Below are 24,576 nucleotides of genomic sequence, written 5' to 3' on the forward strand. Positions count from 1 at the left end.
GTACTGTGCTAACTTGAACCCTTCCCTCGATGTGGTAGCTATCCACACACTAACTGGGAGCAGCGGCCGACGGGACCGATCGCGGCGGCCTCGCGGCGCGACGCCCCCGGGCCCGAACGCTTTATCCGGGCCGTCGGTCTACGTCCGATCGGCAGAGGGAGCCCGACCCCCGTGCGCCCGACCCGCGACGGCGCATGAGGAAAGTCCCCCCACCCCCGGACGGGCGACCGGGCGCAAGCCCGGAGTCGGAGACGGCTGGCTCTGGAACAGCAACGAGACCCCCGCCCCGACCGATGAGGTGTGGCGGCGACGACGTCGCCGCCGGCGCCCGCGGCCACGCCGCGGGCGCGCGAACCGACCCGAGAGGGGAGGGAGTTCACCCACCGAGGGTCGACGGGCGGGAACGGATGGAACGGCGAATCCTTGCCGGTGCAAGCCCGCGTCGACGGGGGCGGCCGTTCGCGGCCGCCCCCCGATGGTAGTCCGGGTGCCCGCACGACCCGTGCGGGCCGCGGGGCCCCGCCCCGCGACGACGCGGACGCTCAGCCGAATGTCGGGCCGAACAGAAGGGGGCTTACTCCCCTCAGCCGACCGTGCTCGCGAGCGACCGCGCCGCCGCGACGAACGTGTCTCCCGGTCGACTCGTCCGCCGCCGAACCGTCTGACGGTGGTCGTGCGAGGGGATGACACACACCCGGCTAACTAAAAGGGATGGAGGCCGTATCGAGGCTGTGGACAGCAGAGAACTCACGGCGGCCCTCGAGCGCGAGTTCGGGGGGACCCAGGCGGCTCGCCGTACCGTCGCTCGGCAGGCGCGGGATCTGGCTGACTCCGGTAAGATCGAAGCCGACCGCGGGCACGAACTCACGATCGCGGACGTGATCGAGAACATGGACGACGCCCCGGCGGACCGCGACCTCGTCGAACGATGGAACTGGTGGCTCGGCTCGCTCGAGACCGCCTACGGCGGCTACGACCGGTTCACCGTCCGGTTCGTCGACGACGGCCCGGACGTGAACGCGTAGCCGACGCGCCGCACGCCCCGCCGTCCGCCCCGCTCCCGCCCCGCTCCGCCCTCCGCGGCCCCCTCGACCAGCGCTCCGTCCGTCGATCCGGGCGAGGCCGCCGCCGACGACCGCCTCCCGAATCCTTTTGGCGCCGACTGACGCCCGTTCGGACATGGACATCGAGCCCGGCGAGTACGCGCCCGTCCCCGGCTGCACGGACCTGTACTGCCTCGACACCGGTATGTACGGCACCGTGAACTACGGCTCGGTGTACCTCCTCGACGCCGAGCGTCCGGCGGTGATCGACACCGGGATCGGCGACAACCGCGAGTACCTGTTCGACGCGCTCGACGACCTCGGGATGCGGCCCGAGTGGATCCTCCCCACGCACGTCCACCTCGACCACGCCGGCGGCGCCGGTTTCCTCGCCGAGCGGTACCCCGACGCGACGGTGACGATGCACGAGTCGGCGGTCGAACACCTCGTCGACCCGACGCGCCTCGTCGCCGGGACGAAGGCCGCCGTCGGCGACCAGTGGGAGTTCTACGTCGACCCCGAGCCGATCCCCGAGGAGCGCATCGACCCGCTGTCGGGCGGCGAGACGATCGACCTGGGCGACCGCGACCTCGACGTCCACCACGCGCCGGGGCACGCGCCACACCAGGTGATCTTCCACGACCGCGGCGACGACGTGGTGTTCACCGCCGACGCCGCCGGCATCTACGTCCCCGCGCTCGACGAGATCCGTCAGACGTCGCCCCCCTCGCGGTTCGACCTCCACGGCTGTCAGGCCGACGCCGACACGATCCGCGATCTGGACCCCCGGTACCTCTGTTTCGGCCACTTCGGTCCCAAGGAGTTCCGCGACGCCGACATGGCCGCGTACAAGCGAACGCTCGCGGAGTGGGTCGAGGCCGTCCGGCGGAAACGCGAGGAGCTGGGCGACGACGAGGCGGTGATCCGGCACTTCGCCGACCACGCGCCGGCGGACCACGTCGAGGTGTGGGGGGAGCGAAAGGCCCGCGAGGAGGAGAAGATGAACACCCGGGGCGTCCTCGGCTACCTCGACTACATGGACGAGCGCGGGAAGCCGGTGTGAGTCGGGAACAACCCGGAACAACGCGCTCCGAGTGGGGACCGACTTATTAGGGGCGCCCCGACAGGGGGAGGCATGGATTGGCGGCAGGCCGAACGCGAGTACGACCCGGGCGTGACCCGGGACTCGCTGGCGGCCACCTTCGACGCGAGCGCGCGAGAGCACGCCGACCGAGTCGCACAGCGCTACAAGGGCGGGGTGTACGAGCGATCGCTCGTGGACGCGGGCGTCGTCGACGCCGCGCCCGCGGGCGACTACGCGGACCTCACGTACGGGGAGATGCGCGACCTCGTGCGCCGGCTGTCGGCCGGCTTCCGCGAACTCGGCGTGACCGCGGGCGACCGCGTGGGCGTCTTCTCGAACACGCGCATGGAGTGGGCCCACAGCGACTTCGCCCTGCTGGGCGCGGGCGCGGTCGTCACCACGGTGTACAAGTCGTCGTCGCCCTCGCAGGTGCAGCACCTGCTGGCCGACCCCGGCGCCTCCGGCGTCGTCGTCGAGAACCGCGACCTCCTCGACCGGGTGGTCGCCGTCGAGGACGACCTCGACCTCTCCTTCGTCGTGCTGGTCGACGGCGAGCCCCACGAACGCGACGACGTGTACACGCTCGGCGAGGTCCACGACCTCGGCAGCGAGGTCGACCCCGGCGACGGCTGGGTGGTCGACCGCGACCTCGACGACCTCGCGAGCCTCATCTACACCTCCGGGACGACCGGCACCCCGAAGGGGGCGGAGCTGACCCACCGGAACTTCCTCTCCAACGTCGACCAGTGTATGCGCCGGTTCGGCCCCCGCCCCGACAAGCCCGACGACGTGCCGGTCATCGACGAGGAGTCGACGACGCTGTCGTTCCTCCCGCTGGCGCACGTGTTCGAGCGCCTCGCGGGCCACTTCATGCAGTTCTCGGCGGGCGCGACGGTCGCGTACGCCGAGTCGCCCGACACCCTGCGCGAGGACTTCGGCCTCGTCCGCCCGACGACGGCGACGAGCGTCCCCCGCGTGTACGAGAAGCTGTACGCCGCGATCCGCGAGCAGGCGTCGGAGTCGCCCGTGAAAGAGCGGATCTTCACGTGGGCGACGAGCGTCGGCCGGGAGTACCACCGCGCCGACGACCCCGGGTTCGCCCTGCGGACGCGCTACGCCGTGGCCGACCGGCTCGTCTTCTCCAGCGTGAAGGAGGCGCTCGGCGACAACATCGACTTCTTCATCTCCGGCGGCGGCTCGCTGTCGGCGGATCTGTGCGAACTGTACCACGGGATGGGCCTGCCCATCCTCGAGGGGTACGGTCTCACGGAGACGTCGCCGGTCGTCACGACGAACCCGCCCGAGGAGCCGAAGGTCGGCACCATCGGCCACCCGGTGTACGACGTGGAGGTGCGCGTCGACGACGAGGTGGGCGCCGTCGACGGCGACGACGGCGAGGTGGGCGAGCTGCTCGTGCGCGGGCCGAACGTGTTCCGCGGCTACCGGAACCTCCCCGACGAGACCGAGCAGGCGTTCGTCGAGCTCGACGGCGACCGCTGGTTCCGCACCGGCGACGTCGTCGAACTCCGCGACGACGGCTTCATCGAGTTCCGCGAGCGCGCCAAACAGCTGATGAAGCTCTCGACGGGCAAGTACGTCCCGCCGGGCGCCATCGAGGACTCGTTCGCGGCCTCGGAGGTCGTCGAGCAGGCGATGGTGATCGGCGACGCCCGCAAGTTCGTCTCCGCCATCGTCGTGCCGAACCTCGCGGCCGTGCGCCAGTGGGGCGAGGCCGAGGGGTACGACCTGCCGGCCGACGACGACGCGCTGTGTCGCGACGACCGCGTCCGCGAACTGATCCAGTCGGAGGTCGACCGCGTCAACGAGTCGTTCGAGGCCCACGAGACGATCAAGCAGTTCCGCGTCGTCCCCGAGGAGTTCTCCGAGGCGAACGACCTGCTCACGCCGACGATGAAGAAGAAACGCCGGAACATCCTCGACCGGTACGCCGACGAGATCGGGGACATGTACGCGGAGCCGTAGCCGGCCGCACGGGACCGGTCCCCGGTCGCGCCGCAGTAGGCGCCTTTTTCAAGCGCCCGCCTGTGGGCCCGGTATGGAGGTGAGGGAATGGCGGCAGGCGCCGCGCAACTGATCGCGCTCGTCGCGGCCATCATCGGCGTCGGCGTCACCGCGCAGGTGCTCTCGGACCGGTTCCGACTGCCGAGCATCATCTTTCTCATCACCGCGGGGGTCCTGCTCGGGCCGGAGGGGCTGGGCCTCATCACACGGGAGACGTTCGGGCTGACCGGGCTGTCGACGATCGTCGGCCTCTCGGTCGCCATCATCGTCTTCGAGGGGGCGTTCCACCTCCGGATCGACAAGCTCCGGGAGGCGCCCGCGGCGACGCTGCGGCTCGTCACGATCGGCGCCGTCATCGCGTTCGTCGCGACGACCGTCGTCGTCCGGTTCGCCCTCGGCGTCGACTGGCTCGTCTCCGGGCTCATCGGCGCGCTGTTGGTCGCGACCGGGCCGACGGTGATCGCGCCGATCCTCGAGGTGGTGCCGGTGCGCGACCGCGTCGCCACCGCGCTCGACACCGAGGGGATCGTCAACGACGTGACCGCCGCGATCCTCGCGGTCGTCATCTTCGAGGCGATCGTGACGGAGACGACCGCGCCGGCCGCGCTCGTGACGCTGTTCGCCGAACGGCTCGGTATCGGCGTCGTCGTCGGCGCGCTCGTCGCCGGCGTCGTCTACTACGCGCTGCGCTACGTCGACCTCTCGCCGGGCAACGCCCCGCAGAACGCCCGGCTGCTCGTCCTCGCGGGCGCGCTGGTCGCGTACGGCGGCGCGAACTACGTCGCCACCGAGGCCGGCATCGCCGCCGTCGCGGTCGCGGGCATGCTGCTCGGCAACGCCGACGTGCCGTACGAGGCGGAGATCACGGACTTCAAGGGGGACATCACGCTGCTCGTCCTCTCGTTCGTGTTCATCGCGCTGGCGGCGCTGCTGCAGTTCGAGAACCTGATCGCGCTGGGCGTCGGCGGCGTCGTCGTCGTCGTCGCCGTGATGCTGGTGATCCGGCCCGCGCTGGTCATGCTGTCGACGGTCGGGGACCGGTTCGAGCGCAACGAGCGGCTGTTCATGTCGCTGGTCGGCCCCCGCGGCATCATCCCGGCGTCGGTCGCGACGCTGTTCGCCGTCGAGTTGGCGAACGAGGGGATGCAGCCGGCCGCGGACGTGCTCGTGGGCACCGTGTTCCTGGTCATCCTGGCGACGGTCGTGTTGGAGGGCGGGTTCGCCCGACAGATCGCGGAGCGGCTCGACGTGATACCAATGAGAGTCATCATCATCGGAGGCGGGAAGGTGGGCCGCGCGCTCGCCGAACGCCTCGAGGACCGCGGCGAGAACGTGGTCGTCATCGAGAACGACGAGGAGGTGGTGCAGATCGCGCGCAACGAGGGCCACACGGTCCACATCGGCGACGGAACGGACACGGACGTGCTCCGGTCGGCCGGCGCCGAGAACGCGCGCATCGTCGTCGCCGCCACCGGGGACGACGACGCGAACCTCCTCGTGGCACAGCTCGCGGAGTCGAAGTTCGCCCCCGAGACGATCCTCGCGCGGGCGAACAACCCGGACAACGTCGAGGCGTTCGAGGAGCTCGGCGTCACCACCGTCTCCTCGGTGCTGGCGACCGCACAGGCCATCGACAACTACATCGAGCGCCCCGCGCTCGCCAACTGGATGGGCGAGATCGGTCGCTCGGGCGACGTCCAGGAGATCGAGGTCACGAGCGAGGAGATGGCCGGCGTCACCGTCCGCGAGATCGGGCCGGAGCTCCCCGGCGGGAGCCTGATCGCGCTGGTCGCCCGCGGCGACGACACGCAGGTGCCCGACGCCGACTTCACCCTCCAGGTCGGCGACCGGATCACCCTCATCGGCGACCGCGAGGGCGTCCGGACGGCGATGCGGCAGTTCGACCCCGAGTGACGCGCCCGGCGCCCGGGCGCGTCGCTGTCCCGCGGCGCCGGCTCAGAGGTTCGCGCGCCCGAGGCCGCCCTCCACGGGGATGGCGGTGCCGTTGACGTAGCCGGACGCGGGCGAGGAGAGGAACGCGACCGTGTTGCCCAGCTCCATCGGGTCGCCGATGCGGTTCAGCGGGTTCGACTCCCCGCGCGCCGCGAGGCCCGCCTCGTACGACGCGTAGTCGCCGCGCTCGACGCCCTGTTCGATCAGGCGCTCGATGCGGCTCGTCTCGTGTGGCCCCGGGAGCACCGCGTTCGTGCGGACCTCGGGCGCCAACTCCCGCGACAGCGTCTTCGTCAGCCCGATCACGGCCATCCGCACGGCGTTCGACAGCACCAGCGAGTCGATGGCCTCCTTCACGCTGCGGGAGGCGACGGCGACGAACGTGCCGCCGCCGTCGGCCCGGAGCGGGTCGGCGGCCGCCCGCACCGTCCGGACGACGCTCATCACGAGCAGGTCGTAGGCGGCGTACCAGTCCTCGTCGGTCGTGTCGAGAAAGGGCCCGCTCGGGGGGCCCCCGGCGCTCGTCACGAGGTGGTCGAGGCCGCCGAACTCGTCGACGGTCGCCTCGACGAGCGCCGCCCCCGCGTCCGGGTCGGTGATGTCGGCGGCGTGGCCCACCGCCGCGCCGTCGCCGGCGGCGTCGATCCGCTCGACGGCCGCCGCCAGCCGGTCCTCGTCCCGGCCGTTGACGACGACGTTCACGCCCTCCCGGACGAGCGCCGTCGCCGACGCCTCCCCGAGGCCGCTGCTGGAGGCGGTCACGAGCGCCGCGTTGCCCGATATCTCGTAGTCCATGCGCGCCCGACGGCGCCGGCCGGCAAAAACGCGCGCACGGTTCCAGCGGGGCGCCGACGGCCGCGTGGCGCCGGCGTCGACCCCGGGCGTGACGCGACCGTGTACGCACCCGAGCGACGTTCGAACGCCTACTGGCGCTATCTCGCCGCGGTAGTGTACATTATACTACCCGACGGCACCGGCCTCCCCCAACCATGGCACCGGACCACACGGTAGATCGACGCACACTCCTGAAGCTCGCCGGACTCGGCGTCGTCACCTCGACGGCCGGGTGCGCGGGCGGCGGAACCGGCAACGGCGGCAACGGCGGCGGAGGCGGCGGGGGCGGTGGCGGCGGAAACGGCGGTGGGGGCGGCGACAGCGACTTCACGACCGCCGTCCAGGAGCTCGGACTGGCGAACGACTGGGAGCAGCGCCGGATCGGCGCCGCGGCCGACTGGCCGATCGAGCAGCGACGCGACGTCCCCGACCGGCAGAACGACACGACGTGGACGAACAGCGGGGCGTTCCAGAGCGCCGTCGAGAACGACGTGTGGGCGCCGCCCGACGGGTGGGACGACACCGCCGCGGGCGACGTCGACACGATGCAGATCCTCAACCACGGCGCGGCGAACATGGAGTTCGACCCCGCGACGCTGGCGGCCCACGAGCTGTTCACCGAGAAGACGGGCATCGAACTCGACGTCATCGAGATCGGCGTCGACCAGGCGAACACGCGCGAACAACAGTTCCTCTCCTCGGAGGAGCCGATGCCCCACGCGTTCAACGTCGACGGCATCCTCGTCCCCGTGTTCGTCGAGCAGGGGTACCTCGAGGTGACGGACGCGCTGTACCCCGAGGGGAGCTACGACCCGTACATCCCGGCGCTGCGGAGCCTCGTCGAGTGGGACATCGGGCCCATCCAGCAGGGCACCCACACGTACGGCTACCCGAACATCGGCGAGGCGAGCATGGGTCACCTGCGGCCCGACCTCGTCGAGGAGCAGGGGATCGACCCCGAGCGCTTCCAGGGCGAGTGGTCCTGGGACCTGCTGGAGGAGCTGGGCGAGGCGTTCGCCGGCACCGGCGTGAACGCGTTCGCGTACTACGCCGGCACCTCGACGTACCTCGCGTACTCGTTCCGCGAGCTGCTGTTCCAGCAGGGCGGTCGCATGGTGCAGGACGACGGGACGGTCGTGATGAACTCCCCGGAGGCGGTGCGCGTCATCCGGAAGATGAAGGAGTGGCGCGACGCGGGGTACGTCCCCAGCGACGTCATCTCCTACGGCGAGGGGGACATCGTCGACCTGTACGCCTCCGGCCAACTGGCGTACACGACCGCGTTCTCGGACTTCATCCCGCGGCTGCTCCAGGAGTACGAGGCCGGCAGCCAGTACCAGGTCGTCGTCCCGCCGGCGGCCAACGCGGGTCCCGCGCCGACGCAGGCCGGGCTGGTCGCGCCGAACACGACGAGCATCAACCGGTTCTCCGACACCGGCCACAAGCTGGCCGCGATGCTGTACGGCGACCTGAAGCTGAGCTACTACACCCAGTGGCTGGAGTTCACCTACGAGGGGAACATCTCGTACATGGACCGGGTGTACACCGACTCGGCGGAGAACGACTTCGTCACGTTCGGCGACACCATCGGCGACGCCATCGAGAACGGCGTCCTCGAGCTGTTCCCGCAGATGGCGTCCGTGTTCCAGCAGATGCTCTCGCCGGTCCAGCGGGCGATCCAGGGGTCGATCTCCCCGCAGGCGGCGATGGACCAGGTGCAGGACTTCGTCGACTCGGAGATCAACAACTGATGTCGCGGACCCACACACCGCCCCGTCATGGCGACTGAGGAGTACGGGCGCGACGTCGGCCCGCACGGCGGCGGCGTCACCGGCCGGATCTCCGACTGGGTGAACGACCACATCCGGACGGTGCTGCTCGGGCCGTCGCTGGTGGCGCTGTTCGTCGTGTTCATCTACCCGGCGGTGATGCTGCTGTGGCTGTCGCTGTTGAACACCCGCGGGTTCGGCGAGACGTTCGAGCCGGCGTACAACTACGAGCGCATCTTCACCGACCCGACGTTCTGGAACGCCGTCGAGAACACGCTCGTGTACTCGTTCGGCTCGCTGGTCGTCTCGGTGGGCGCGGGGCTGGTCATCGCGCTGGCGCTCAACAAGGTGACGGCCGACCGCCTCCGCAACGGCTACACCACCCTCATCCTGCTGTCGTGGGCGGTGCCGCTGTCGATCGTCGGCGTCACCTGGCGGTGGATGTTCAACGGCCAGCTCGGCGTCGTCAACCGCGTCCTGCTCGACGTCGGCCTGCTGTCCTCGACGTTCTCGTGGCTCACCACGTCGTCGACGGCGATGGCGGTGATCATCCTCGCCGACTCGTGGTCGCGCATCCCGTTCGCGGCGATCGTCCTCCTAGCCGGACTGCAGTCGATCCCGCAGGAGATGTACGACGCCGCGAAGGTCGACGGCGCGACGTCGCTGCAGACGTTCCGCAACGTCACGCTCCCGTACCTCCGCCCGTCGTTCTTCGTGGCGGGGCTGATCACGTGGATGTTCGCGTTCCGGGCGTTCGCCATCCCGTTCTCGACGACGGGCGGCGGCCCCGGCGGCGCGACCGAGACGCTCGCCATCTACATCCACCGGTTCGGGATCCAACTGCTCGACTACGGGTTCGCGTCGGCGGTGGCCGTCATCCTCGTCTCCGTGACGCTGGTCGTGGCCGCCGGCTACGTGTACTTCATCCTCGAACGCATGGAGGAGATCGAGGTCTGACATGGCGGGCGCAGACCTCACCAACGAGCGGTACCGGCGCCGCCAGCGCGTGTGGGACGTCGTCGAGAGCCCGTACGTCGTCCACCTCGTGTTGTTCCTCGCGGTGTTGTTCATCGTCACGCCGCTCGTGTGGATGCTGCTCACGTCGCTGAAGACGCGCCAGGGCGTGCTGGCGATGACGTACCTCCCGCTGGAGCCGACGCTGGACGCGTACTCCCGGGCGCTCATCGACCGCGGCTTCTGGCGCGCGGTCGTCAACAGCGTGATCGTCGCGTCGGCGTCGACGGCGATCGTGATGGTGCTCGGGACGCCCGCCGGCTACGTGTTCAGCCGGTACCGGTTCCCGTACGACAACGCCGTCTTCGTGTTCGTGCTGTTCACCCGGCTGTTCCCGCCGATCGGGCTGGTGACGCCGTACTACCGCATCGTGTCGACGTTCGGCCTGCTCAACACGAAGACGGGGATCGTGATCGCGAACGTGTACCTGTGGTTGCCGCTGGTGATCTACATCATGCGCAACTTCTTCATCACGATCCCGACGGCGCTCGACGAGGCCGCGCGCGTCGACGGCTGCACGAAGGTGCAGGCGTTCCGCCACGTCGTGTTCCCGGTCGTGTTGCCGGGGTTCGCGGCGGGGACGATCCTCACGTTCCTCTACTCGTGGCGGGAGTTCCTGTTCGCGTTCACGGTGAGCACCGACCTCCAGTCGATGACCATCCCGGTCGCGACGTTCCTGTTCGTCGGCGACGCGGGCATCGACTGGGGCGCGATGGCCGCCGCGGCCGTCGTCTCCGTGATCCCGTCGGCGCTGGTGGTGATCGCGTTCAACCGCTACATCGTCGTCGGCCTCACGGGGGGGATGAAGGGATGACGGCCCGCGGCCGCGCCTCCTCTCGATCCGGCCGGGCCGCCCCCGCGGGCGTCGCCGACCGCGCAGGAACCGCCACCGCACCGCCGCGAGCGGTGCCGGCACCGCCGCGACCGACCGGAGCACACCATGAGCGACACTAGCCACGAAGAGACGATCGAACAGCCGACGGCCGACGAACACGGGGCCCACCCCGAGGGTCGCCGGGTGAGCCTGCGCCTCGACGGCGTGACCAAGGAGTTCACCGAGGACGACGGCGACGTGGTCGTCGCGGTCGACGACGTGAGCCTCGACGTGTACGACGGGGAGTTCATCGTCCTCGTCGGGCCGTCGGGCTGCGGGAAGACCACCACGCTGCGGACGGTCGCGGGGCTCGAACAGCCGACGCGGGGGCGGATCGTCATCGACGGCGAGGACGTCTCCGGGCAGGAGCCCCGCGAGCGCGACGTCGCGATGGTGTTCCAGAACTACGCGCTGTACCCGCACAAGACCGTCCGCGACAACATCGCCTTCCCGCTGCAGATCCGGAAGTTCCCGAAAGGCGAGATCGAAGAGCGCGTGAACGACACCGCGTCGATGCTCGGCATCGGCGACCTGCTCGACCGGCGCCCCTCGGACCTGTCCGGCGGCCAACAGCAGCGCGTCGCGCTCGGCCGGGCGATCGTCCGCGACCCGGAGCTGTTCCTGTTCGACGAGCCGCTGTCGAACCTCGACGCGAAACTGCGCATCCAGATGCGCACGGAGCTGAACCGCCTCCACAGGCGCGTCGGCAAGACCTCGCTGTACGTCACGCACGACCAGGCGGAGGCGATGACGCTGTCCGACCGCGTCGTCGTGATGAACGACGGCGAGATCCAGCAGGTCGCCCCGCCCGAGGAGGTGTACGCGAGCCCGGCGAACCGCTTCGTCGCGGGGTTCATCGGCGAGCCGCCGATGAACTTCTTCGACGTGCGCGTCGAGGCGCGCGACGGCACGCTCGTCGCCGTCGGCGACGGCTTCGGCTGGCGCTCCCGGAGTCGCTCGCGCTCCCGACCGAGGGCGGCCGGGAGTTCGAGTTGGGCGTCCGTCCCGAGGACTTCGAGGACGCCGCGCTCGTCGACGACCCCGACCCCGAACGCTCGATGGCCGTCCACGTGGGCGTCGTCGAGCCGATGGGGCCGCACAAGGACCTGGCGGTCCGCCCGGTCGGCCGCGAGGACGACCCGGACGCCGAGTTCACCGCCCGCGTCTCCAACGCCACGGGGGCGACCGAGGGCGACCGCCTCACCCTCCTCGTCGACACCAGCAACGCCCACCTGTTCGACCGCGCCACCGGCGACAACCTCACCGTGTAGCCGCCATGTCACCACACCACACGACAACCAGCCGCACCGCCCCGGACCGTCCACACAGCCGCCGCTCGGCGCGGGGTCGCCCGTGACCGTCGTCGCCGTCGAGAGCGTCCCGGTGTCGATCCCGCTGTCGGAGCCGGTGTCGTTCGCGACCCGGACGGTCGAGCACCGCGACCACACCCTCACGTTCGTCCGCGACGACGAGGGCACCGAGGGCGTCGGCTACACGCTCGGCTACGACGGCGCCGGCCTCATCGCCGACGCCGTCGAGGAGTTGCTCGCCCCGATGGTCGAAGGCGCGGACCCGAACCACACGACGCGCCTGTGGCGCGACATGTTCGAGGGCACCTACCAGATCGGCCGGAAGGGCCTGCTCTTGCGCGCTATCGCCACCGTCGACGTCGCGCTGTGGGACCTCCGGGCAAAGCGCGTGGGGCTCCCGCTCCACGAGTTCCTCGGCGCCGCCCGCGAGTCGGTGCCCGCCTACGCCAGCGGCGGCTACTACCGCGGCGAGGGCGTCGACGGGCTGCGCGAGGAACTGGAGACGTACCTCGACCGCGGCCACGACGCGGTGAAGATGAAGGTGGGGCGCCGCTCGGTGGCGACCGAGGAGAAGCGCGTCGCCGTCGCCCGCGAGGTGCTCGGCCCCGAACGCACCCTCATGCTCGACGCCAACGGCGTCTGGACGGACACGGGCGAGGCGCTGCGGGCGTGCCGGCGGTTCGCGCCGTACGACCCGTACTTCGTCGAGGAGCCGGTGAAGGCCGACAGCGTGGAGCTGATGGCCCGCGTCCGCGAGGGGCTCGACTACCCCGTCGCCGCCGGCGAGTTGGAGTTCTCGCGGTACGGCTTCGCCGAGCTGCTGCGCGAGGGCGCCGTCGACGTGATCCAGCCGGACGCGACGGTGTGTGGCGGGATCACCGAGTGGCTGCGGATCGCCCACACCGCCGCCTCCCACGACGTGCCCGTCACACCCCACTACAACCCCCACCTGCACGCGCACCTCGTCGCGAGCGTCGCCAACGGCGGCATGGTGGAGTACTTCTACCGCGACCGGGACGTCAAGGTGTTCGACGACCTGATCGTCGACCCGCCCACGCCCGAGAACGGGATGCTCACGCCCCGCGGACCGGGGCACGGCGTCCGGATCGACCGCGACGCGCTCGCGGAGTTCCGCACCGACGAGGGGGGTGCCTGATGCGGGACTTCTCCATGCCCGGCGTCCACCGCGCTCCCGAGCGGGACGTGTCGATCACGGGCGTCGACACCGCGGTGATCCGCGGCAACTTCGACTGGAACCTCGTGCGCGTCCACACCGACGCCGGCATCTCCGGACTCGGCGAGGCGTACCGCGGCGGCGGGGTCGACGGGATCGTCGGCTACCTCGAGGACGTGCTCGTCGGCGAGAACCCCCTCGACGTGGAGCGGCTGTTCCGCCACATGGTTCAGGAGACCTCGGGCCACGGCGGCACGACCGGGAAGGTCGTCACCGCGGCGTCGGGCGTCGAGTTCGCGCTGTGGGACCTCGCCGGGAAGCTGCTCGGCCTCCCCACCTACCAGCTGCTCGGCGGGAAGTACCGCGACGAGGTGCGGCTGTACGTCGACCTGCACGCGGGGGAGTCGTACGCCGTCGCCCACGGCGCGACCGACTACGCCGACGACGCGGCGTACCAGGCGGAGGCGTACGTCGAGCGCGCGACCGAGGCGCTCGACCTGGGCTACGACGCGATGAAGTTCGACCTCGACGCGCCCGCCGACAACGACCCCGAGCCGACGAACGGGCGGCTCACGCCCACCCACGTCGCGGCGAAGGAGGAGGTCGTCGCGGGGGTGGTGGACGCCGTCGACGGCCGCGCGGAGGTGGCGTTCGACTGCCACTGGGACTACGAGTTGGGCTCCGGGAAACGGCTCGCGACGGCGCTGGAGCCGTACCCGATCATGTGGCTGGAGGACGTGCTCCCGCCGGAGAACACGGACGCCCAACGGGAGTTGGCCCGCTCCACGTCGACGCCGCTGGCGACCGGCGAGAACCGCTTCCGCGTCCACGAGTTCACCCAGCTACTCGACGACTACGCCGTCGACGTGGTGACGCCCGACCCGGCGACCGTCGGCGGCCTCGCGGAGGCGAAGGCCATCGCCAACCGCGCGGAGGAGCGCTACCTCGCGTTCGCCCCGCACAACGTCTGCTCGCCCGTCGGGACGGCCGCGATGGTCCACTTGTGTGCGGCGGTGCCCAACGCCAGCTACCTCGAGTACCACGCGCTCGACGTGGACTGGTGGGCGGACCTGCTCGACACCGACGCCCCGTTCGTCGAGGGCGGTCGGATCGCGGTGTCGGAGGCGCCGGGTCACGGGATCGAACTGGACGAGTCGGTCGCCCGCGACCACGCCGTGGCGCACACGGACGGCTTCTTCGGGGGCGACGACGCGTGAGCGACACGCCCCGCCTCGCGGTCGTCGGCTCCGGACGGATCGGGGCGGACCTGATCGAGCGGGCGACGGCGAGCGACGACGTCGCCCTCGCGGGGGTGCTGGTCCGCGAGGAGAAGGCGTTCCTCGACCCGGACCTGCAGGTGACGACGCCCGCGGCCCTGGTCGCACGCGACCCCGACCTCGTCGTCGAGGCGGCGACGCCGGGGGTGCTCGTCGACTACGCCGAGGAGTTGCTCGCGGGGGCGGACCTGATGGCGCTGTCGGGCTCCGCGTTCGCCGACCCGGGCGACGAGGCGCACCTCCGGGCAGCCTCAGAGGACGCCGGGAACGCCATCTACCTGCCGCACGCCGCGCTGTTCGGGATCGACGGCCTCGCGGACGCCCGCAGCGAGTTGGAGTCGGTCCACATCGAGGCGCGCAAGGACCCCGCCCACCTCGACTTCGAGTACGCCGCGGAGGCCCCCGACTTCGAGGCCGGCGACGGCGAGGTCGTCCTGTACGAGGGCCCGACGCGCGGGCTGTGCGAGCGGTTCCCCCGGAACTTCAACTCCCACGCGACCGCCGCGCTCGCGGGGCTGGGGCTCGACGACACCACCTCGACGCTGATCGCCGACTCCGACGCCGAGACGGCGTACCACGAGATCACGGCGACCGGCGAGGGGTTCGAGCTGGTCGCCGTCCGCGACAGCGCCATCGAGGGCGTCACCGGGGACTTCACGCTCGTGTCGACGTGGGGGTCGATCCGGCGCGTGTTGGCGACGGGCGGCGGCCTGCGCTTCGTGTGAGCCGCCGCGGGGTGTGGCGGGGCGACCGCCTCAGTTCGGCGGGCCGCCGCCGTTCCCGTTCCCGTTCCCGCGACGGTTGCCGTTGTCGCCGGGGGCGTTCCCCTCGCCGCCGGGCGCGTTGCGGAGGAACGGCTCGAACGCGACGTTGCCGATCACGTCGGCGCGGTCGTCGTCGTCGGCGTCGGTGTTGAACGCGGCCTCCTCCGGCCCCTGTCGGCTCCCCCAGTAGTTGTTGCGCGCGTCGACCTCGGGGTCGCCCGAGGGGTCGCGGTTCCCGTCGTCGGTGCCGTTGCGGTTGTTGACGCCGATCGCGACGAGGAACTGGTTGGCGCGCAAGCGGACGCCGCCGCCGTCGCCGTCGATCTTCACCGCCTCCGGCAGGATCACCTCGGCGCTGGTGACGTCCTCGATGACGTTGCGTGAGACGACCATGTCGGTCGTCGACGGCGAGGCGACGTTGATCCCCTGCGCGAACGTGAACCCGAAGTCGACCGAGTCGGACTGGTCGGAGTCGGTCGCGTCGTCGGCGACGAGGTCCCGGATCGCGTTGCCGTTGATCGTCATCCCGTCGACGGCGTGCTGGACCACGATCCCCAGCGGTGCGACGTCGCTCTCCAACCCCTCGATGACGTTGTTGTTCACCGTCACGTCGGTGATCGTCTCGGGGTCGTCGTTGTCCGCGTCGAACAGGATCCCGTTGACGGTCGGGAACCCGGAGTCGTCGGTCGTCTCCTGGTCGAGGTTCCGGATCGCGTTGTTCACGATCGTGATGTCGTCGTGGTCACCCTGCCCGACGACGATCCCGGTGACGCCGAAGCGGCCCGTGGGGCCGACCTCCTCGACGGTGTTGCGGACGATCGTCGCGTCGTCGATGTCTGGTTCGACTTTGATCCCGAGGAGGCCGCCGGGGTTCGTCACGGTCAGTCCCGAGAGGGTGACGCCGTCGGCGTCGACGGAGACGGCGGCGCCGGTGCCGCCGGCGCCCTCGATCACGGGGTCGTTCCCGGTCTCGATCGTGAGGTCCGCGACGCCGACGACGACGGGGTCGTACGTCTCGTCGTCGCCGATCACGAGGGTGTCACCCTCGTCGGCCGCGTCGATCGCCGCCTGGAGCGCGCCGCCCCCGCCGGTGACGGTCGTCTGTGCGGCCGCCGTGCCCGCGCCCGCGCCGCCGAGCGCCAGCAGGCCGGCGGCGACCGCTCCCGTTCGCATCGTGGTACGTCGTGTGAACCGCGAGTCGTCGTGTGCCATGGCTGCGGGCGCACCACGGACCGCCTACTGATAGTTACGGTGTGCTTACAGCTCGTGTTCGTCGCTCACGCGCCGGCTTCGGCCCACCGGACCCACGCGACCCAGTAGCCGACCGCCAGCGGCGGCAACAGCCACCAGACGGGCTCGGCGGCGGAGAACTCCGGCACCAGTCCGCGGTCGACGGCGAGCATCACCGCGGGCATCGCCGCGGCGAACAGGGCGACGGCGACGGGACGACGGACGGACTGCACGCCCGGGTCGACGCCGGCGGTCGGTATGGGCGTTGCGGTGGCCGACGCCCGGCGCCCCGACACGCGGCACGCGGGCCGCGCCGGCGTACGGTCGCAATTCCTGCCAGTTTATCATCCCGGGTTCGGAAGCATCGCCCAATGGTCGTCGGAGACATCTCGACCGGCACGGACGTCGCGGTCATCGGGGCCGGCCCCGGTGGCTACGTCGCCGCGATCCGCGCGGCACAGCAGGGGCTCGACACGACCCTCATCGAGAAGGACGCCTACGGGGGGACGTGCCTCAACCACGGCTGCATCCCGTCGAAGGCGTTCATCCACGGCGCGGGCGTCGCCCACGAGGCGGCCAACGCCGAGGAGTTGGGGATCTACGCCGACCCCGCCGTCGACGTCGAGCGCATGCAGCGGTGGAAGAGCGGCGTCGTCGACCGCCTCACCGGCGGCGTCGAGAAGCTCTGCAAGGCCAACGGCGTCAACCTGATCGAGGGGACGGCGACGTTCGCCGACGAGCGGAAACTCCGCGTCGCCCACGGCGGCGACGGGCAGGGCTCGGAGTCGATCGAGTTCGACCACGCCGTCGTCGCGACCGGCTCCCGGCCGATCCAGATCCCCGGGTTCGAGTTCGACGGCGAGCGCGTGCTCTCCTCGCGGGACCTCCTCGGGATGGAGGCGCTCCCGGACAGCCTCGTCGTCGTCGGCGCGGGCTACATCGGGATGGAGCTGTCGACGATGCTCGCGAAGCTCGGCACCGACGTGACGGTCGTCGAGATGCTCGACGACGTGCTCCCCGGCTACGAGGAGGACGTGCAGCGTATCGTCCGCACCCGCGCCGAGGAGTTGGGCGTGGAGTTCCACTTCGGCGAGGGCGCCAGCGGCTGGTCGGAGACCGGCGACGGCGGCGTCGCCGTCACCACCGAGACCGAGGACGGCGCGGAGGCGGAGTACCTCGCCGAGCAGGTGCTGGTCGCGGTCGGCCGCACCCCAGTCACGGACACGCTCGAACTGGAGAACGCCGGGCTGGAGACGACCGACGCGGGCTTCATCGAGACGGACCACCAGGCCCGCACCGACGTCGACTCGATCTTCGCGGTCGGCGACGTCGCCGGCGAGCCGATGCTCGCGCACAAAGCGAGCAAGGAGGGCATCGTCGCCGCGGAGGTCGCGGCCGGCGAACCCGCCGCCCTCGACTACCAGGCCGTCCCGGCCGCCGTGTTCACCGAGCCGGAGATCGGCACGGTCGGGCTCACCGAGGACGAAGCGGCCGAACAGGGCTTCGAGCCCGTCGTCGGGCAGATGCCGTTCAACGCCTCCGGGCGCGCGCTGACGACGACCCACACCGAGGGGTTCGTCCGTATCGTCGCCGACGAGGCGACCGGCTTCGTGCTCGGCGCCCAGATCGTCGGCCCCGAGGCGTCGGAGCTGATCGCCGAACTCGCGCTCGCCGTCGAGATGGGCGCGACGCTGGAGGACGTCGCCGCGACGATCCACACCCACCCGACGCTCGCGGAGGCGACGATGGAGGCCGCCGAGAACGCGATGGGGCGGGCGATCCACACGCTGAACCGGTAGCCGGCGTCGCCGCCACGTCGACGCGCGGCGACCCGACTCGCGTCACGCTTTTCACACGACGCGGCGACCCCGACCCATGGGTCTGTTCGACCGCGACACCGACATGAGCGGCGACGAGGACGAGGACGGCCCCCGCTTCGAGCCGATCGACGGGACGGCGGGGAACGGCGACGGCGGCGACGGCGACCCGAGCCCGCTGTCGAAGCTCGTGCGCGCCCGCTTCCGCGACGACGACTTCAGCGGGACGCTCAAACGCGCCGTCGACGTGGAGGCCGGGGTCGTGCTGTACGCGTACTCGAACGGCAACGCCGGGGGGTTGACCGCGGTCCCGATCGACCAGACGCGGTTACTGGACGAGTAACGCGGCCCGTTCGGGGCCGTCGATCCGGATCCCGGATTCTGTCGTCCACGCGCGCACGCGCCCGCCCGAGGCTATTTCCGCGTCCCGCCCCTGTGATCGTGTATGAGTACGAGACCGCCGGGCCCCCGCGGCGAGCCGCTGTTCGGGAACGGCCGGCGCTACTCCCGGGACCCCTTCTCGTTCATGACCGACGTGGCGGACGCCTACGGCGACGTGATCCGCCTCGACTTGGGTCCCCGCGAGACGTACATGTTCACCAACCCGCGCGACATCGAGCGCGTGCTCGTCTCCGAGTGGTCGGCGTTCGGCAAACCGAACCTCGACGACGCCATCGACGACCTGCTGGGCGACGGCCTCCTCATGAGCGAGGGCGACCGCTGGCGACAGCAGCGCGACCTCGCGAACCCCGCGTTCCACGCCCGGCGCATCGCCGGCCTCGACGACGCCATCGTCGACCACACGACCGACGCGCTCGCGGAGTGGGCCGACGGCGACACGGTCGACGTGCAGATCGAACTCGCCCGGCTCACCGTCCGCATCATCGTCACCGCGATGTTCGGCACCGACGTCGATCGCGAGACGGTGAAGGAGGTGCAAGAGCACCTCGAACCGCTCGGCCAGCGCTTCGAGCCGAACGCGATGCGGGCGGTGATCCCGAGTTGGGCGCCCACCCGCGAGAACCGCGAGTTCCACGACGCCGTGTCGACGCTGGAGGGGATCATCGACGACCTCGTCGCGCGCCGCCGCGGCACCGAGGAGACCGCGGCCGACCCCGCGGGCGACGCCGTCGACTCGCCGATGCCGATGGACCTGCTGTCGATCCTCCTGCGGGCCCAGAACGCGGGCGAGCAGACCGAACAGGACCTGCGCGACGAACTGATGACGATGCTGTTGGCGGGCCACGACACCACCGCGCTGGCGCTCACCTACACGTTCTACCTCCTCTCGCAACACCCGGAGGCGAAGGCGCGCTTCCGGCGCGAGGTGGATGCCCTCGACGGCGACCCGACCGCCGGCGACGTCCGCGATCTGGAGTTCACCGACCGCGTGCTGTCGGAGGCGATGCGGCTGTACCCGCCCGTCTACACCCTGTTCCGGCAGGCGAAGGTCGACACCCGCGTCGCGGGCTACCGGATCCCCGAGGGGTCGCTGATCATGCTCCCGCAGTGGGTCGTCCACCGCTCGCCGCGGTGGTACGACGACCCCGAGACGTTCGACCCCGACCGGTGGGCGCCCGAGCGCCGGGCGGACCGCCCCCGCTTCGCGTACTTCCCGTTCGGCGCCGGGCCGCGCCACTGCATCGGCAAGCAGTTCTCGCTGTTGGAGGCGAAGCTGATCCTCGCGACCGTCGGCCGGCGCTTCGACTTCGACTACGAGGGCCCCGATCTGGACCTCCGCGGCTCGCTGACGATGCACCCGAACCACCCCGTGCCGCTGCGGCTCTCGGAGCGGTAGCCGCTTCCGGCGCCCTCCCCGGGGGTCCGGTCACCCGCGGAGCGGCACCCGTGCGGCGATCTCCTCGTACTCGCGCGTCCACACCCCGAGTTCGTCGACCGTCCAGCGCACGCCCTCGACGTCGCGCTCGCGGAGCCGCGCGACCGCGTCGCCGGGGTCGCCGTGGCCGGCCCACCCCCGCGCGAGCGTGACGTGCGGGACGTAGTCGGCGCCCTCCAGCCCGTCGACGCCGCCGAACTCCCGGACGAGGCGGTCGTGGACCGCGCGCAGTGGGTCGCGCCCGCGGACGCCGCCGGCGTCGTCGTCGACGGCCTCGACCGCGAGGTAGACGACCGGCCCCTCGCCCAGCGGCGGGCGCTCGAACGCGTCGATCCCCGTCACCCGGACGTCGAACGGCGCGACGCCGGCCAGCGCGGGGCGCAGGCGCTCGCGGATCCGGTGGAGGTCGTCGAGGTCGCGGCCGTCGAGCCGTTTGACGACGAGCGTGTAGCGGTCGCGGACGGAGGCGAACCCCGTCACCGCGGGTTCGAGCGACGCCGCGAGCCGTCTGACCTCCCACGGGACGGGGACGTTGACGCTGTACACGGCCGTCAGATCCGGTCGGTCAGCCACAGCACGATGAGCACGACGACGGCGACCCCGAGCAGCCCGCCGAGCGACCCGAGCAGGCCGAGCGCGAGCCCCACGACCTCCGAGAGGATCTCCAACACGATCCAGATCACGACGAGCACCAACACCAGTTTCAGCAGGTCTTCGACGTCCATGGTCCGCCGTTGGCGCGCCGCCGACGAAAACCGTTTTGGGCCGTCCGCGGGTGAGGGTGGGTATGCGACGCCCAGTCGCCGCGGTCACGCTCGCCCTCCTCCTCGCGCTCGCGGGCGCCGCGCCCGCGTTCGCGGCGACCGGGGCCCCGAAACCGGCCCGGCCCCGGTCGGCCCCGCGTCCGTGCACGCGGGCGGTTCCGGCGACCGCCCGGCGGACATCGGCCTCGGCTTCGCCCAGACCGGCGACGTGGCGGCCGACCGCGTGGTGCTCCGGGCGACCCTCCGGCCGGACGGCGACGCCGAGTGGCGGATCGCCTACCGGATCGAGTTGACCGACGACAACACGACGGCGGCGTTCGAGAGCCTGCAGACCGACATCCGCGCGAACCGTTCGGCGTACGTCTCCCGGTTTGAGACGCGCATGGCGACGACCGTCGGCGCCGCGGAGAACGCCACCGGCCGGGAGATGGCGGCGACGAACTTCTCGGTGAGCGCCCAGCGCAACCCCTTCCCGACGAGCACCGACTACGGCGTGGTCGCCTACACGTTCACCTGGGAGGGGTTCGCGGCGACGCAGGGGGACCGACTCGTCGCCGGCGACGCGCTCGCGGGGCTGTTCCTCGACTCGGGGACCGTCCTCACGGTCGCGTGGCCCGACGGCTACGAGGTGCGCGGGGTCGCCCCCGAGGCGGACGAGCGCTCGGAGACGGCGGTCACGTGGCGCGGCGAGCGCAACTTCGGGCCCGACCAGCCGCGCGTGACGGTCGCGCCCGCCGGCGCCGTCCCCTCCGGCCGGCGTACCTCGCCGTGGCCGCGGTGCTGCTCCTCGGCATCGCCGGCGCGGTGGTGCTCCGCCGCCGCGGCGACCTCCCGGTCGGCGGCGACGTCCTCGACCGCGGCGCCGCGGGCGGAGGGGCGAGCGACCCGGACGCCGTGGACGGCGCGGATCCCGCGGACGCGGCGGCGACAGCGGGCGACGAGCGCGACCCCGACGACGGCGAGGGCGACACGGACGCCGCCGACGGCAACGACGACGAAGCGGACACCACGCCCCCGGAGGAGCTGTTGAGCCCCCACGAGCGCGTCGTCAGGCTCGTCGAGGGCAACGGCGGGCGGATGAAGCAGGCGGACGTCACCGAGGAACTCGGTTGGAGCGCCGCGCGGACGAGTCAGGTCGTCGGGGACCTCCGCGACGACGGCACCGTCGAGAGCTTCCGGCTGGGTCGCGAGAACGTCCTCCGGCTCCCGGAGGCGGACGAGGACCCCCACCCGGGCGACCCGAACTTCCCGGACCCCGACGACGGGGGCGACGGCGAGGCCGGCGGCGACGGGACCGGCGACGACGAGGCGTAGTCGACCGGACACGATCCGGACGATCGCCCGCGGGCGACGGGTTAACGAGCCTTAACCGGGCTGAATCCGGCGAGAGGGAGTGGACGCTATTAGTGGGTGTACCACATCGTGTCGGGTATGAGCCGAACGACCGTCCTCCTGGTTGTCGCGGCGCTGGTCGTCGCGGGGGTCCCCGCGACGGCGGCGTTCGCCCAGGAGACGACGGACGAGGAGCCGGGGGCGACGTTCGCCGGCGTGGTGGGCGTACAGGGGGCGGAGGTCGAGGGCGAGGTGCAGGGCCGCGCGCTCGGCCAGCAGTTGGCATCCGCCGAGACCAACGAGTCGCGGGCGGCCGTCGTGGCGAGCCAGACGGACTCGATCCGGGCACAGCTCGTCGACCTGCGCGAGCGCCGCGAGGACCTGCGCGAGCGCTACCGGGCCGGGAACATGAGCCGCGGCGAGTACCGCGCGAAGCTGGCCCGCGTCGTCGCCCAGACCCGGACGCTGGAGGCGCGCCTCAACACCACCGCCGAGGCCGCCGACGGGCTGCCCGAGGAGACGCTCCGCGAGCGCGGGGTGAACGCCGCCGCGATCGCCGAACTCCGTTCGAACGCGTCGAACCTGACCGACGGCGAGGCCGCCGAGGCGGCCCGCGGGATCGCCGGCAAGGGGACCGGACAGGGCCTCGCGGGCGAGCCCGGTCCGCCGGCGAACCGCGGACCGCCCGACGACCGCGGCGAGGGTCGCGACGGGACGACCGAGAACGGCACCGAGACCGACCGCGGGCCGCCCGAGGACCGCGGGAACCCGGAGAACTCGAACGCCGACGACGCCGTGAACGCGAGCGTCGGCGGGGACGACGGCGCGCGCGGGAACTCCGGGGACGCGAGCGGCGGGGACGCCGCCGACACGACGAACGCGTCCGAGGGCGACCGGGGAAACTCGGGCGCGGGAAGTGACGGCGCGCGCGGGAACTCGGGGTCCGCGAGCGGCGACGGTGACGACGGCGCACGCGGGAACTCCGGGGACGCGAGCGGCGGCGGGGACGACGGTGCGCGCGGGAACTCCGGGAACGCGAACGGCGGCGGGGCCGACGGCGATCGGGGGAACTCGGGGACCACGAACGGCGACGCGGACGAGGACGGAGCGGACGGGACGGAGACGGAGTCGCCGCGGCTCGGCTCCGCGCGGGCGCCCGTCCCCGGCGCGTGACCGGCCCGGCCGTCCCGTCGCCGCCGCGCCCCGCGAAACGTGTAAGTAGGGTGTCGTCCAAGGTCGGCGCATGGACAGCCCCGGCAGGCAGTTCTTCCGTTCGCTCGGTCGCGTGAGCGCCAGCGACGTGAGCCTGCTCGATCTGGTTCCCGACAGCGGCAGCCTCCAACTCGTGCTCGGCGCCGGGCTCGCGCTCCTCGCGTGGGCCCTGCTCCCGATGCAGTACGCGCTCGCGGGCACGCTGCTCGTGCTCGCGCTGGTGACGCTCGTCTCCTCGGTCGAGATCGTACAGGCGTACGAGAAGCGCGCCCTCACCGTGTTCGGCGCCAACCGCGGCCTGCTCGGCCCGGGACTCCACCTGATCCCGCCGTTCGTCTCCCGCACCTACCAGTTCGACACGCGCGTCGAGACGATCGACGTGCCGACCCAGGAGGCGATCACCGAGGACAACTCCCCGGTCACCGCGGACGCGGTCGTGTACGTCCGCGTCGTCGACGCCGAGCGGGCGTTCCTCGAGGTCGACGACTACCGCCGGGCGACCGCTCTGCTGGCTCAGACGAACCTCCGCGCGGCGATCGGCGACATGCACCTCGACGAGACGCTCAGCCGTCGCGACGAGATCAACCGCCGCATCCGCGAGGGTCTGCAGGGGCCCACCGACGACTGGGGGGTGCAGGTGGAGATGGTGGAGGTGCAGGAGGTGCTCCCCACCCGTGTCGTCCTCGACGCGATGGAACAGCAGACGTCCGCCGAGCGCCGCCGCCGCGCCATGATCCTCGAGGCGCAGGGACGGCGCCGCTCGGCCGTCGAGGCCGCCGAGGGCGACCGCGCCGCGAACGTCCTCGCCGCGCAGGGGACGAAGGTGGCGAGCGTCCTCGAAGCGCAGGGCGACGCCATCTCGACGGTGCTGCGCGCCCGCGCCGCCGAGTCGATGGGCGAGCGCGCGATCATCGACAAGGGGATGGAGACGCTCGCGGCCATCGGCCGGGGCGAGTCCACGACGTACGTGATCCCGCAGGAACTGACGAGCCTGCTCGGCCGGTACGGCACGACCCTCTCCGGGTCGGACGTGGTCGACGCGGCGGAGTCCTCCGGGCTCGAGTCGCTGGAGTTCGCCCCCGAGGACCGCGAACTCCTCGGCCTCGACTCCGTCGACGAGGTGCTGGAACTGGAGACGGACGACGACGGGGCGACGCCGATCGCGGGCGGCGAGTCCGAGTACGACGACTGACCGGCGTCGTCCCCCGCGTCCGCGGCGCGCCGTCGCACCGTCGCGCCGTTCCCCGCGCGCGGCCAGTCGCGCCG

The 24,576-nt window shown here is 71.8% G+C and carries 22 protein-coding genes, 1 other RNA gene and 1 pseudogene; 19 read left to right on the forward strand and 5 right to left on the reverse strand.

Annotated elements, in window-relative coordinates; translation table 11 throughout:
• Window positions 1-150 precede the first annotated feature (150 nt).
• The 5 genes from rnpB to P0R35_RS13315 all read left to right on the forward strand — a co-directional run bounded on the left by rnpB (window position 151) and on the right by P0R35_RS13315 (window position 6,063).
• Window positions 151-589: RNase P RNA component (rnpB, locus tag P0R35_RS13295), an RNA gene on the forward strand.
• 142 nt (window positions 590-731) lie between these two features.
• Window positions 732-1,025 carry a WNWW family protein gene (locus P0R35_RS13300; RefSeq protein ID WP_284012926.1) on the forward strand — a complete coding sequence of 98 codons (294 nt, stop codon included), beginning with the start codon at window positions 732-734 and terminating at the stop codon, window positions 1,023-1,025.
• 154 nt (window positions 1,026-1,179) lie between these two features.
• A complete protein-coding gene (locus P0R35_RS13305; RefSeq protein ID WP_432765011.1) occupies window positions 1,180-2,106 on the forward strand; it encodes an MBL fold metallo-hydrolase in 927 nt (308 codons plus the stop codon).
• A gap of 72 nt (window positions 2,107-2,178) precedes the next feature.
• Window positions 2,179-4,110 carry an AMP-dependent synthetase/ligase gene (locus P0R35_RS13310; RefSeq protein ID WP_284012927.1) on the forward strand — a complete coding sequence of 644 codons (1,932 nt, stop codon included), beginning with the start codon at window positions 2,179-2,181 and terminating at the stop codon, window positions 4,108-4,110.
• Between the two features lie 87 nt (window positions 4,111-4,197).
• Window positions 4,198-6,063 (forward strand): cation:proton antiporter domain-containing protein, encoded by a 1,866-nt coding sequence (locus P0R35_RS13315; protein ID WP_284012928.1) that lies wholly within the window; start codon window positions 4,198-4,200, stop codon window positions 6,061-6,063.
• A 42-nt stretch (window positions 6,064-6,105) separates the two neighbouring features.
• Here P0R35_RS13315 and P0R35_RS13320 read toward each other — a convergent pair whose 3' ends face one another.
• Window positions 6,106-6,897 (reverse strand): SDR family oxidoreductase, encoded by a 792-nt coding sequence (locus P0R35_RS13320; RefSeq protein WP_284012929.1) that lies wholly within the window; start codon window positions 6,895-6,897, stop codon window positions 6,106-6,108.
• A 194-nt stretch (window positions 6,898-7,091) separates the two neighbouring features.
• Between P0R35_RS13320 and P0R35_RS13325 the strand changes: the two genes are divergently transcribed.
• The 7 genes and pseudogenes from P0R35_RS13325 to P0R35_RS13355 all read left to right on the forward strand — a co-directional run bounded on the left by P0R35_RS13325 (window position 7,092) and on the right by P0R35_RS13355 (window position 15,079).
• Window positions 7,092-8,687 carry an ABC transporter substrate-binding protein gene (locus P0R35_RS13325; protein WP_284012930.1) on the forward strand — a complete coding sequence of 532 codons (1,596 nt, stop codon included), beginning with the start codon at window positions 7,092-7,094 and terminating at the stop codon, window positions 8,685-8,687.
• 27 nt (window positions 8,688-8,714) lie between these two features.
• Window positions 8,715-9,662: a carbohydrate ABC transporter permease gene (locus P0R35_RS13330; RefSeq protein ID WP_284012931.1), complete on the forward strand. Its 948-nt coding sequence runs from the start codon at window positions 8,715-8,717 to the stop codon at window positions 9,660-9,662.
• A 1-nt stretch (window position 9,663) separates the two neighbouring features.
• Complete coding sequence (locus tag P0R35_RS13335; RefSeq protein ID WP_284012932.1) at window positions 9,664-10,533, forward strand: carbohydrate ABC transporter permease; 870 nt, start codon at window positions 9,664-9,666, stop codon at window positions 10,531-10,533.
• Window positions 10,534-10,659: 126 nt separating this feature from the next.
• Window positions 10,660-11,172 (forward strand): annotated as a pseudogene (locus tag P0R35_RS16735) (ABC transporter ATP-binding protein); the annotation flags it as partial.
• A gap of 774 nt (window positions 11,173-11,946) precedes the next feature.
• Window positions 11,947-13,059: a mandelate racemase/muconate lactonizing enzyme family protein gene (locus P0R35_RS13345; RefSeq protein WP_345782748.1), complete on the forward strand. Its 1,113-nt coding sequence runs from the start codon at window positions 11,947-11,949 to the stop codon at window positions 13,057-13,059.
• The gene (locus P0R35_RS13350; RefSeq protein ID WP_284012933.1) at window positions 13,059-14,294 is read left to right on the forward strand and encodes a mandelate racemase/muconate lactonizing enzyme family protein; all 1,236 of its coding nucleotides are present in this window, start codon (window positions 13,059-13,061) and stop codon (window positions 14,292-14,294) included. Before P0R35_RS13345 ends, P0R35_RS13350 begins: the two co-directional genes overlap by 1 nt.
• A complete protein-coding gene (locus P0R35_RS13355; protein ID WP_284012934.1) occupies window positions 14,291-15,079 on the forward strand; it encodes an aspartate dehydrogenase domain-containing protein in 789 nt (262 codons plus the stop codon). The genes P0R35_RS13350 and P0R35_RS13355 overlap by 4 nt, the downstream gene beginning before the upstream one ends.
• 30 nt (window positions 15,080-15,109) lie before the next feature.
• Here P0R35_RS13355 and P0R35_RS13360 read toward each other — a convergent pair whose 3' ends face one another.
• Window positions 15,110-16,291, reverse strand: a complete 1,182-nt coding sequence (locus tag P0R35_RS13360; protein ID WP_284012935.1) for a right-handed parallel beta-helix repeat-containing protein — start codon at window positions 16,289-16,291, stop codon at window positions 15,110-15,112.
• 104 nt (window positions 16,292-16,395) lie between these two features.
• On the reverse strand, window positions 16,396-16,581 hold the full coding sequence (locus tag P0R35_RS13365) for a hypothetical protein (RefSeq protein ID WP_284012936.1): 186 nt from the start codon (window positions 16,579-16,581) through the stop codon (window positions 16,396-16,398).
• A 138-nt stretch (window positions 16,582-16,719) separates the two neighbouring features.
• Between P0R35_RS13365 and lpdA the strand changes: the two genes are divergently transcribed.
• The 3 genes from lpdA to P0R35_RS13380 all read left to right on the forward strand — a co-directional run bounded on the left by lpdA (window position 16,720) and on the right by P0R35_RS13380 (window position 19,963).
• The gene (lpdA, locus tag P0R35_RS13370) at window positions 16,720-18,147 is read left to right on the forward strand and encodes a dihydrolipoyl dehydrogenase (RefSeq protein WP_284012937.1); all 1,428 of its coding nucleotides are present in this window, start codon (window positions 16,720-16,722) and stop codon (window positions 18,145-18,147) included.
• 76 nt (window positions 18,148-18,223) lie between these two features.
• Window positions 18,224-18,508 (forward strand): hypothetical protein, encoded by a 285-nt coding sequence (locus tag P0R35_RS13375; RefSeq protein WP_284012938.1) that lies wholly within the window; start codon window positions 18,224-18,226, stop codon window positions 18,506-18,508.
• A gap of 102 nt (window positions 18,509-18,610) precedes the next feature.
• Complete coding sequence (locus P0R35_RS13380; protein ID WP_284012939.1) at window positions 18,611-19,963, forward strand: cytochrome P450; 1,353 nt, start codon at window positions 18,611-18,613, stop codon at window positions 19,961-19,963.
• Between the two features lie 30 nt (window positions 19,964-19,993).
• On the opposite strand, the gene P0R35_RS13385 is transcribed toward P0R35_RS13380, so the two are convergent.
• Entirely contained in the window at window positions 19,994-20,575 is a 582-nt protein-coding gene (locus P0R35_RS13385; protein WP_432765012.1) for a 2'-5' RNA ligase family protein, read from the reverse strand.
• Window positions 20,554-20,727, reverse strand: a complete 174-nt coding sequence (locus P0R35_RS13390) for a DUF7554 family protein (RefSeq protein WP_284012940.1) — start codon at window positions 20,725-20,727, stop codon at window positions 20,554-20,556. The genes P0R35_RS13385 and P0R35_RS13390 overlap by 22 nt, the downstream gene beginning before the upstream one ends.
• A 181-nt stretch (window positions 20,728-20,908) precedes the next feature.
• Between P0R35_RS13390 and P0R35_RS13395 the strand changes: the two genes are divergently transcribed.
• The 4 genes from P0R35_RS13395 to P0R35_RS13410 all read left to right on the forward strand — a co-directional run bounded on the left by P0R35_RS13395 (window position 20,909) and on the right by P0R35_RS13410 (window position 24,502).
• A complete protein-coding gene (locus tag P0R35_RS13395) occupies window positions 20,909-21,796 on the forward strand; it encodes a DUF7345 domain-containing protein (protein WP_284012941.1) in 888 nt (295 codons plus the stop codon).
• Window positions 21,793-22,080 (forward strand): helix-turn-helix transcriptional regulator, encoded by a 288-nt coding sequence (locus tag P0R35_RS13400; RefSeq protein WP_284012942.1) that lies wholly within the window; start codon window positions 21,793-21,795, stop codon window positions 22,078-22,080. Before P0R35_RS13395 ends, P0R35_RS13400 begins: the two co-directional genes overlap by 4 nt.
• A gap of 117 nt (window positions 22,081-22,197) precedes the next feature.
• The gene (locus P0R35_RS13405; protein ID WP_284012943.1) at window positions 22,198-23,271 is read left to right on the forward strand and encodes a hypothetical protein; all 1,074 of its coding nucleotides are present in this window, start codon (window positions 22,198-22,200) and stop codon (window positions 23,269-23,271) included.
• Between the two features lie 70 nt (window positions 23,272-23,341).
• Window positions 23,342-24,502, forward strand: coding sequence for an SPFH domain-containing protein (locus P0R35_RS13410; protein ID WP_284012944.1), 1,161 nt, complete (start codon window positions 23,342-23,344; stop codon window positions 24,500-24,502).
• Window positions 24,503-24,576 lie beyond the last annotated feature (74 nt).

It is taken from the genome of Halobaculum litoreum (genome assembly GCF_030127125.1).
Classification (GTDB): Archaea; Halobacteriota; Halobacteria; order Halobacteriales; family Haloferacaceae; genus Halobaculum; species Halobaculum litoreum.

Bases quoted from the DNA above. Each gene is read 5' to 3' on its own strand.
- P0R35_RS13410 (WP_284012944.1), top strand. From the start codon at position 23,342: ATGGACAGCCCCGGCAGGCAGTTCTTCCGTTCGCTCGGTCGCGTGAGC.
- P0R35_RS13325 (WP_284012930.1), top strand. From the start codon at position 7,092: ATGGCACCGGACCACACGGTAGATCGACGCACACTCCTGAAGCTCGCC.
- P0R35_RS13360 (WP_284012935.1), bottom strand. From the start codon at position 16,291: ATGCGAACGGGAGCGGTCGCCGCCGGCCTGCTGGCGCTCGGCGGCGCG.
- P0R35_RS13390 (WP_284012940.1), bottom strand. From the start codon at position 20,727: ATGGACGTCGAAGACCTGCTGAAACTGGTGTTGGTGCTCGTCGTGATC.
- P0R35_RS13405 (WP_284012943.1), top strand. From the start codon at position 22,198: ATGAGCCGAACGACCGTCCTCCTGGTTGTCGCGGCGCTGGTCGTCGCG.
- P0R35_RS13320 (WP_284012929.1), bottom strand. From the start codon at position 6,897: ATGGACTACGAGATATCGGGCAACGCGGCGCTCGTGACCGCCTCCAGC.
- P0R35_RS13315 (WP_284012928.1), top strand. From the start codon at position 4,198: ATGGCGGCAGGCGCCGCGCAACTGATCGCGCTCGTCGCGGCCATCATC.
- P0R35_RS13375 (WP_284012938.1), top strand. From the start codon at position 18,224: ATGGGTCTGTTCGACCGCGACACCGACATGAGCGGCGACGAGGACGAG.
- P0R35_RS13350 (WP_284012933.1), top strand. From the start codon at position 13,059: ATGCGGGACTTCTCCATGCCCGGCGTCCACCGCGCTCCCGAGCGGGAC.
- P0R35_RS13305 (WP_432765011.1), top strand. From the start codon at position 1,180: ATGGACATCGAGCCCGGCGAGTACGCGCCCGTCCCCGGCTGCACGGAC.
- P0R35_RS13330 (WP_284012931.1), top strand. From the start codon at position 8,715: ATGGCGACTGAGGAGTACGGGCGCGACGTCGGCCCGCACGGCGGCGGC.
- P0R35_RS13380 (WP_284012939.1), top strand. From the start codon at position 18,611: ATGAGTACGAGACCGCCGGGCCCCCGCGGCGAGCCGCTGTTCGGGAAC.
- P0R35_RS13335 (WP_284012932.1), top strand. From the start codon at position 9,664: ATGGCGGGCGCAGACCTCACCAACGAGCGGTACCGGCGCCGCCAGCGC.
- P0R35_RS13310 (WP_284012927.1), top strand. From the start codon at position 2,179: ATGGATTGGCGGCAGGCCGAACGCGAGTACGACCCGGGCGTGACCCGG.
- lpdA (WP_284012937.1), top strand. From the start codon at position 16,720: ATGGTCGTCGGAGACATCTCGACCGGCACGGACGTCGCGGTCATCGGG.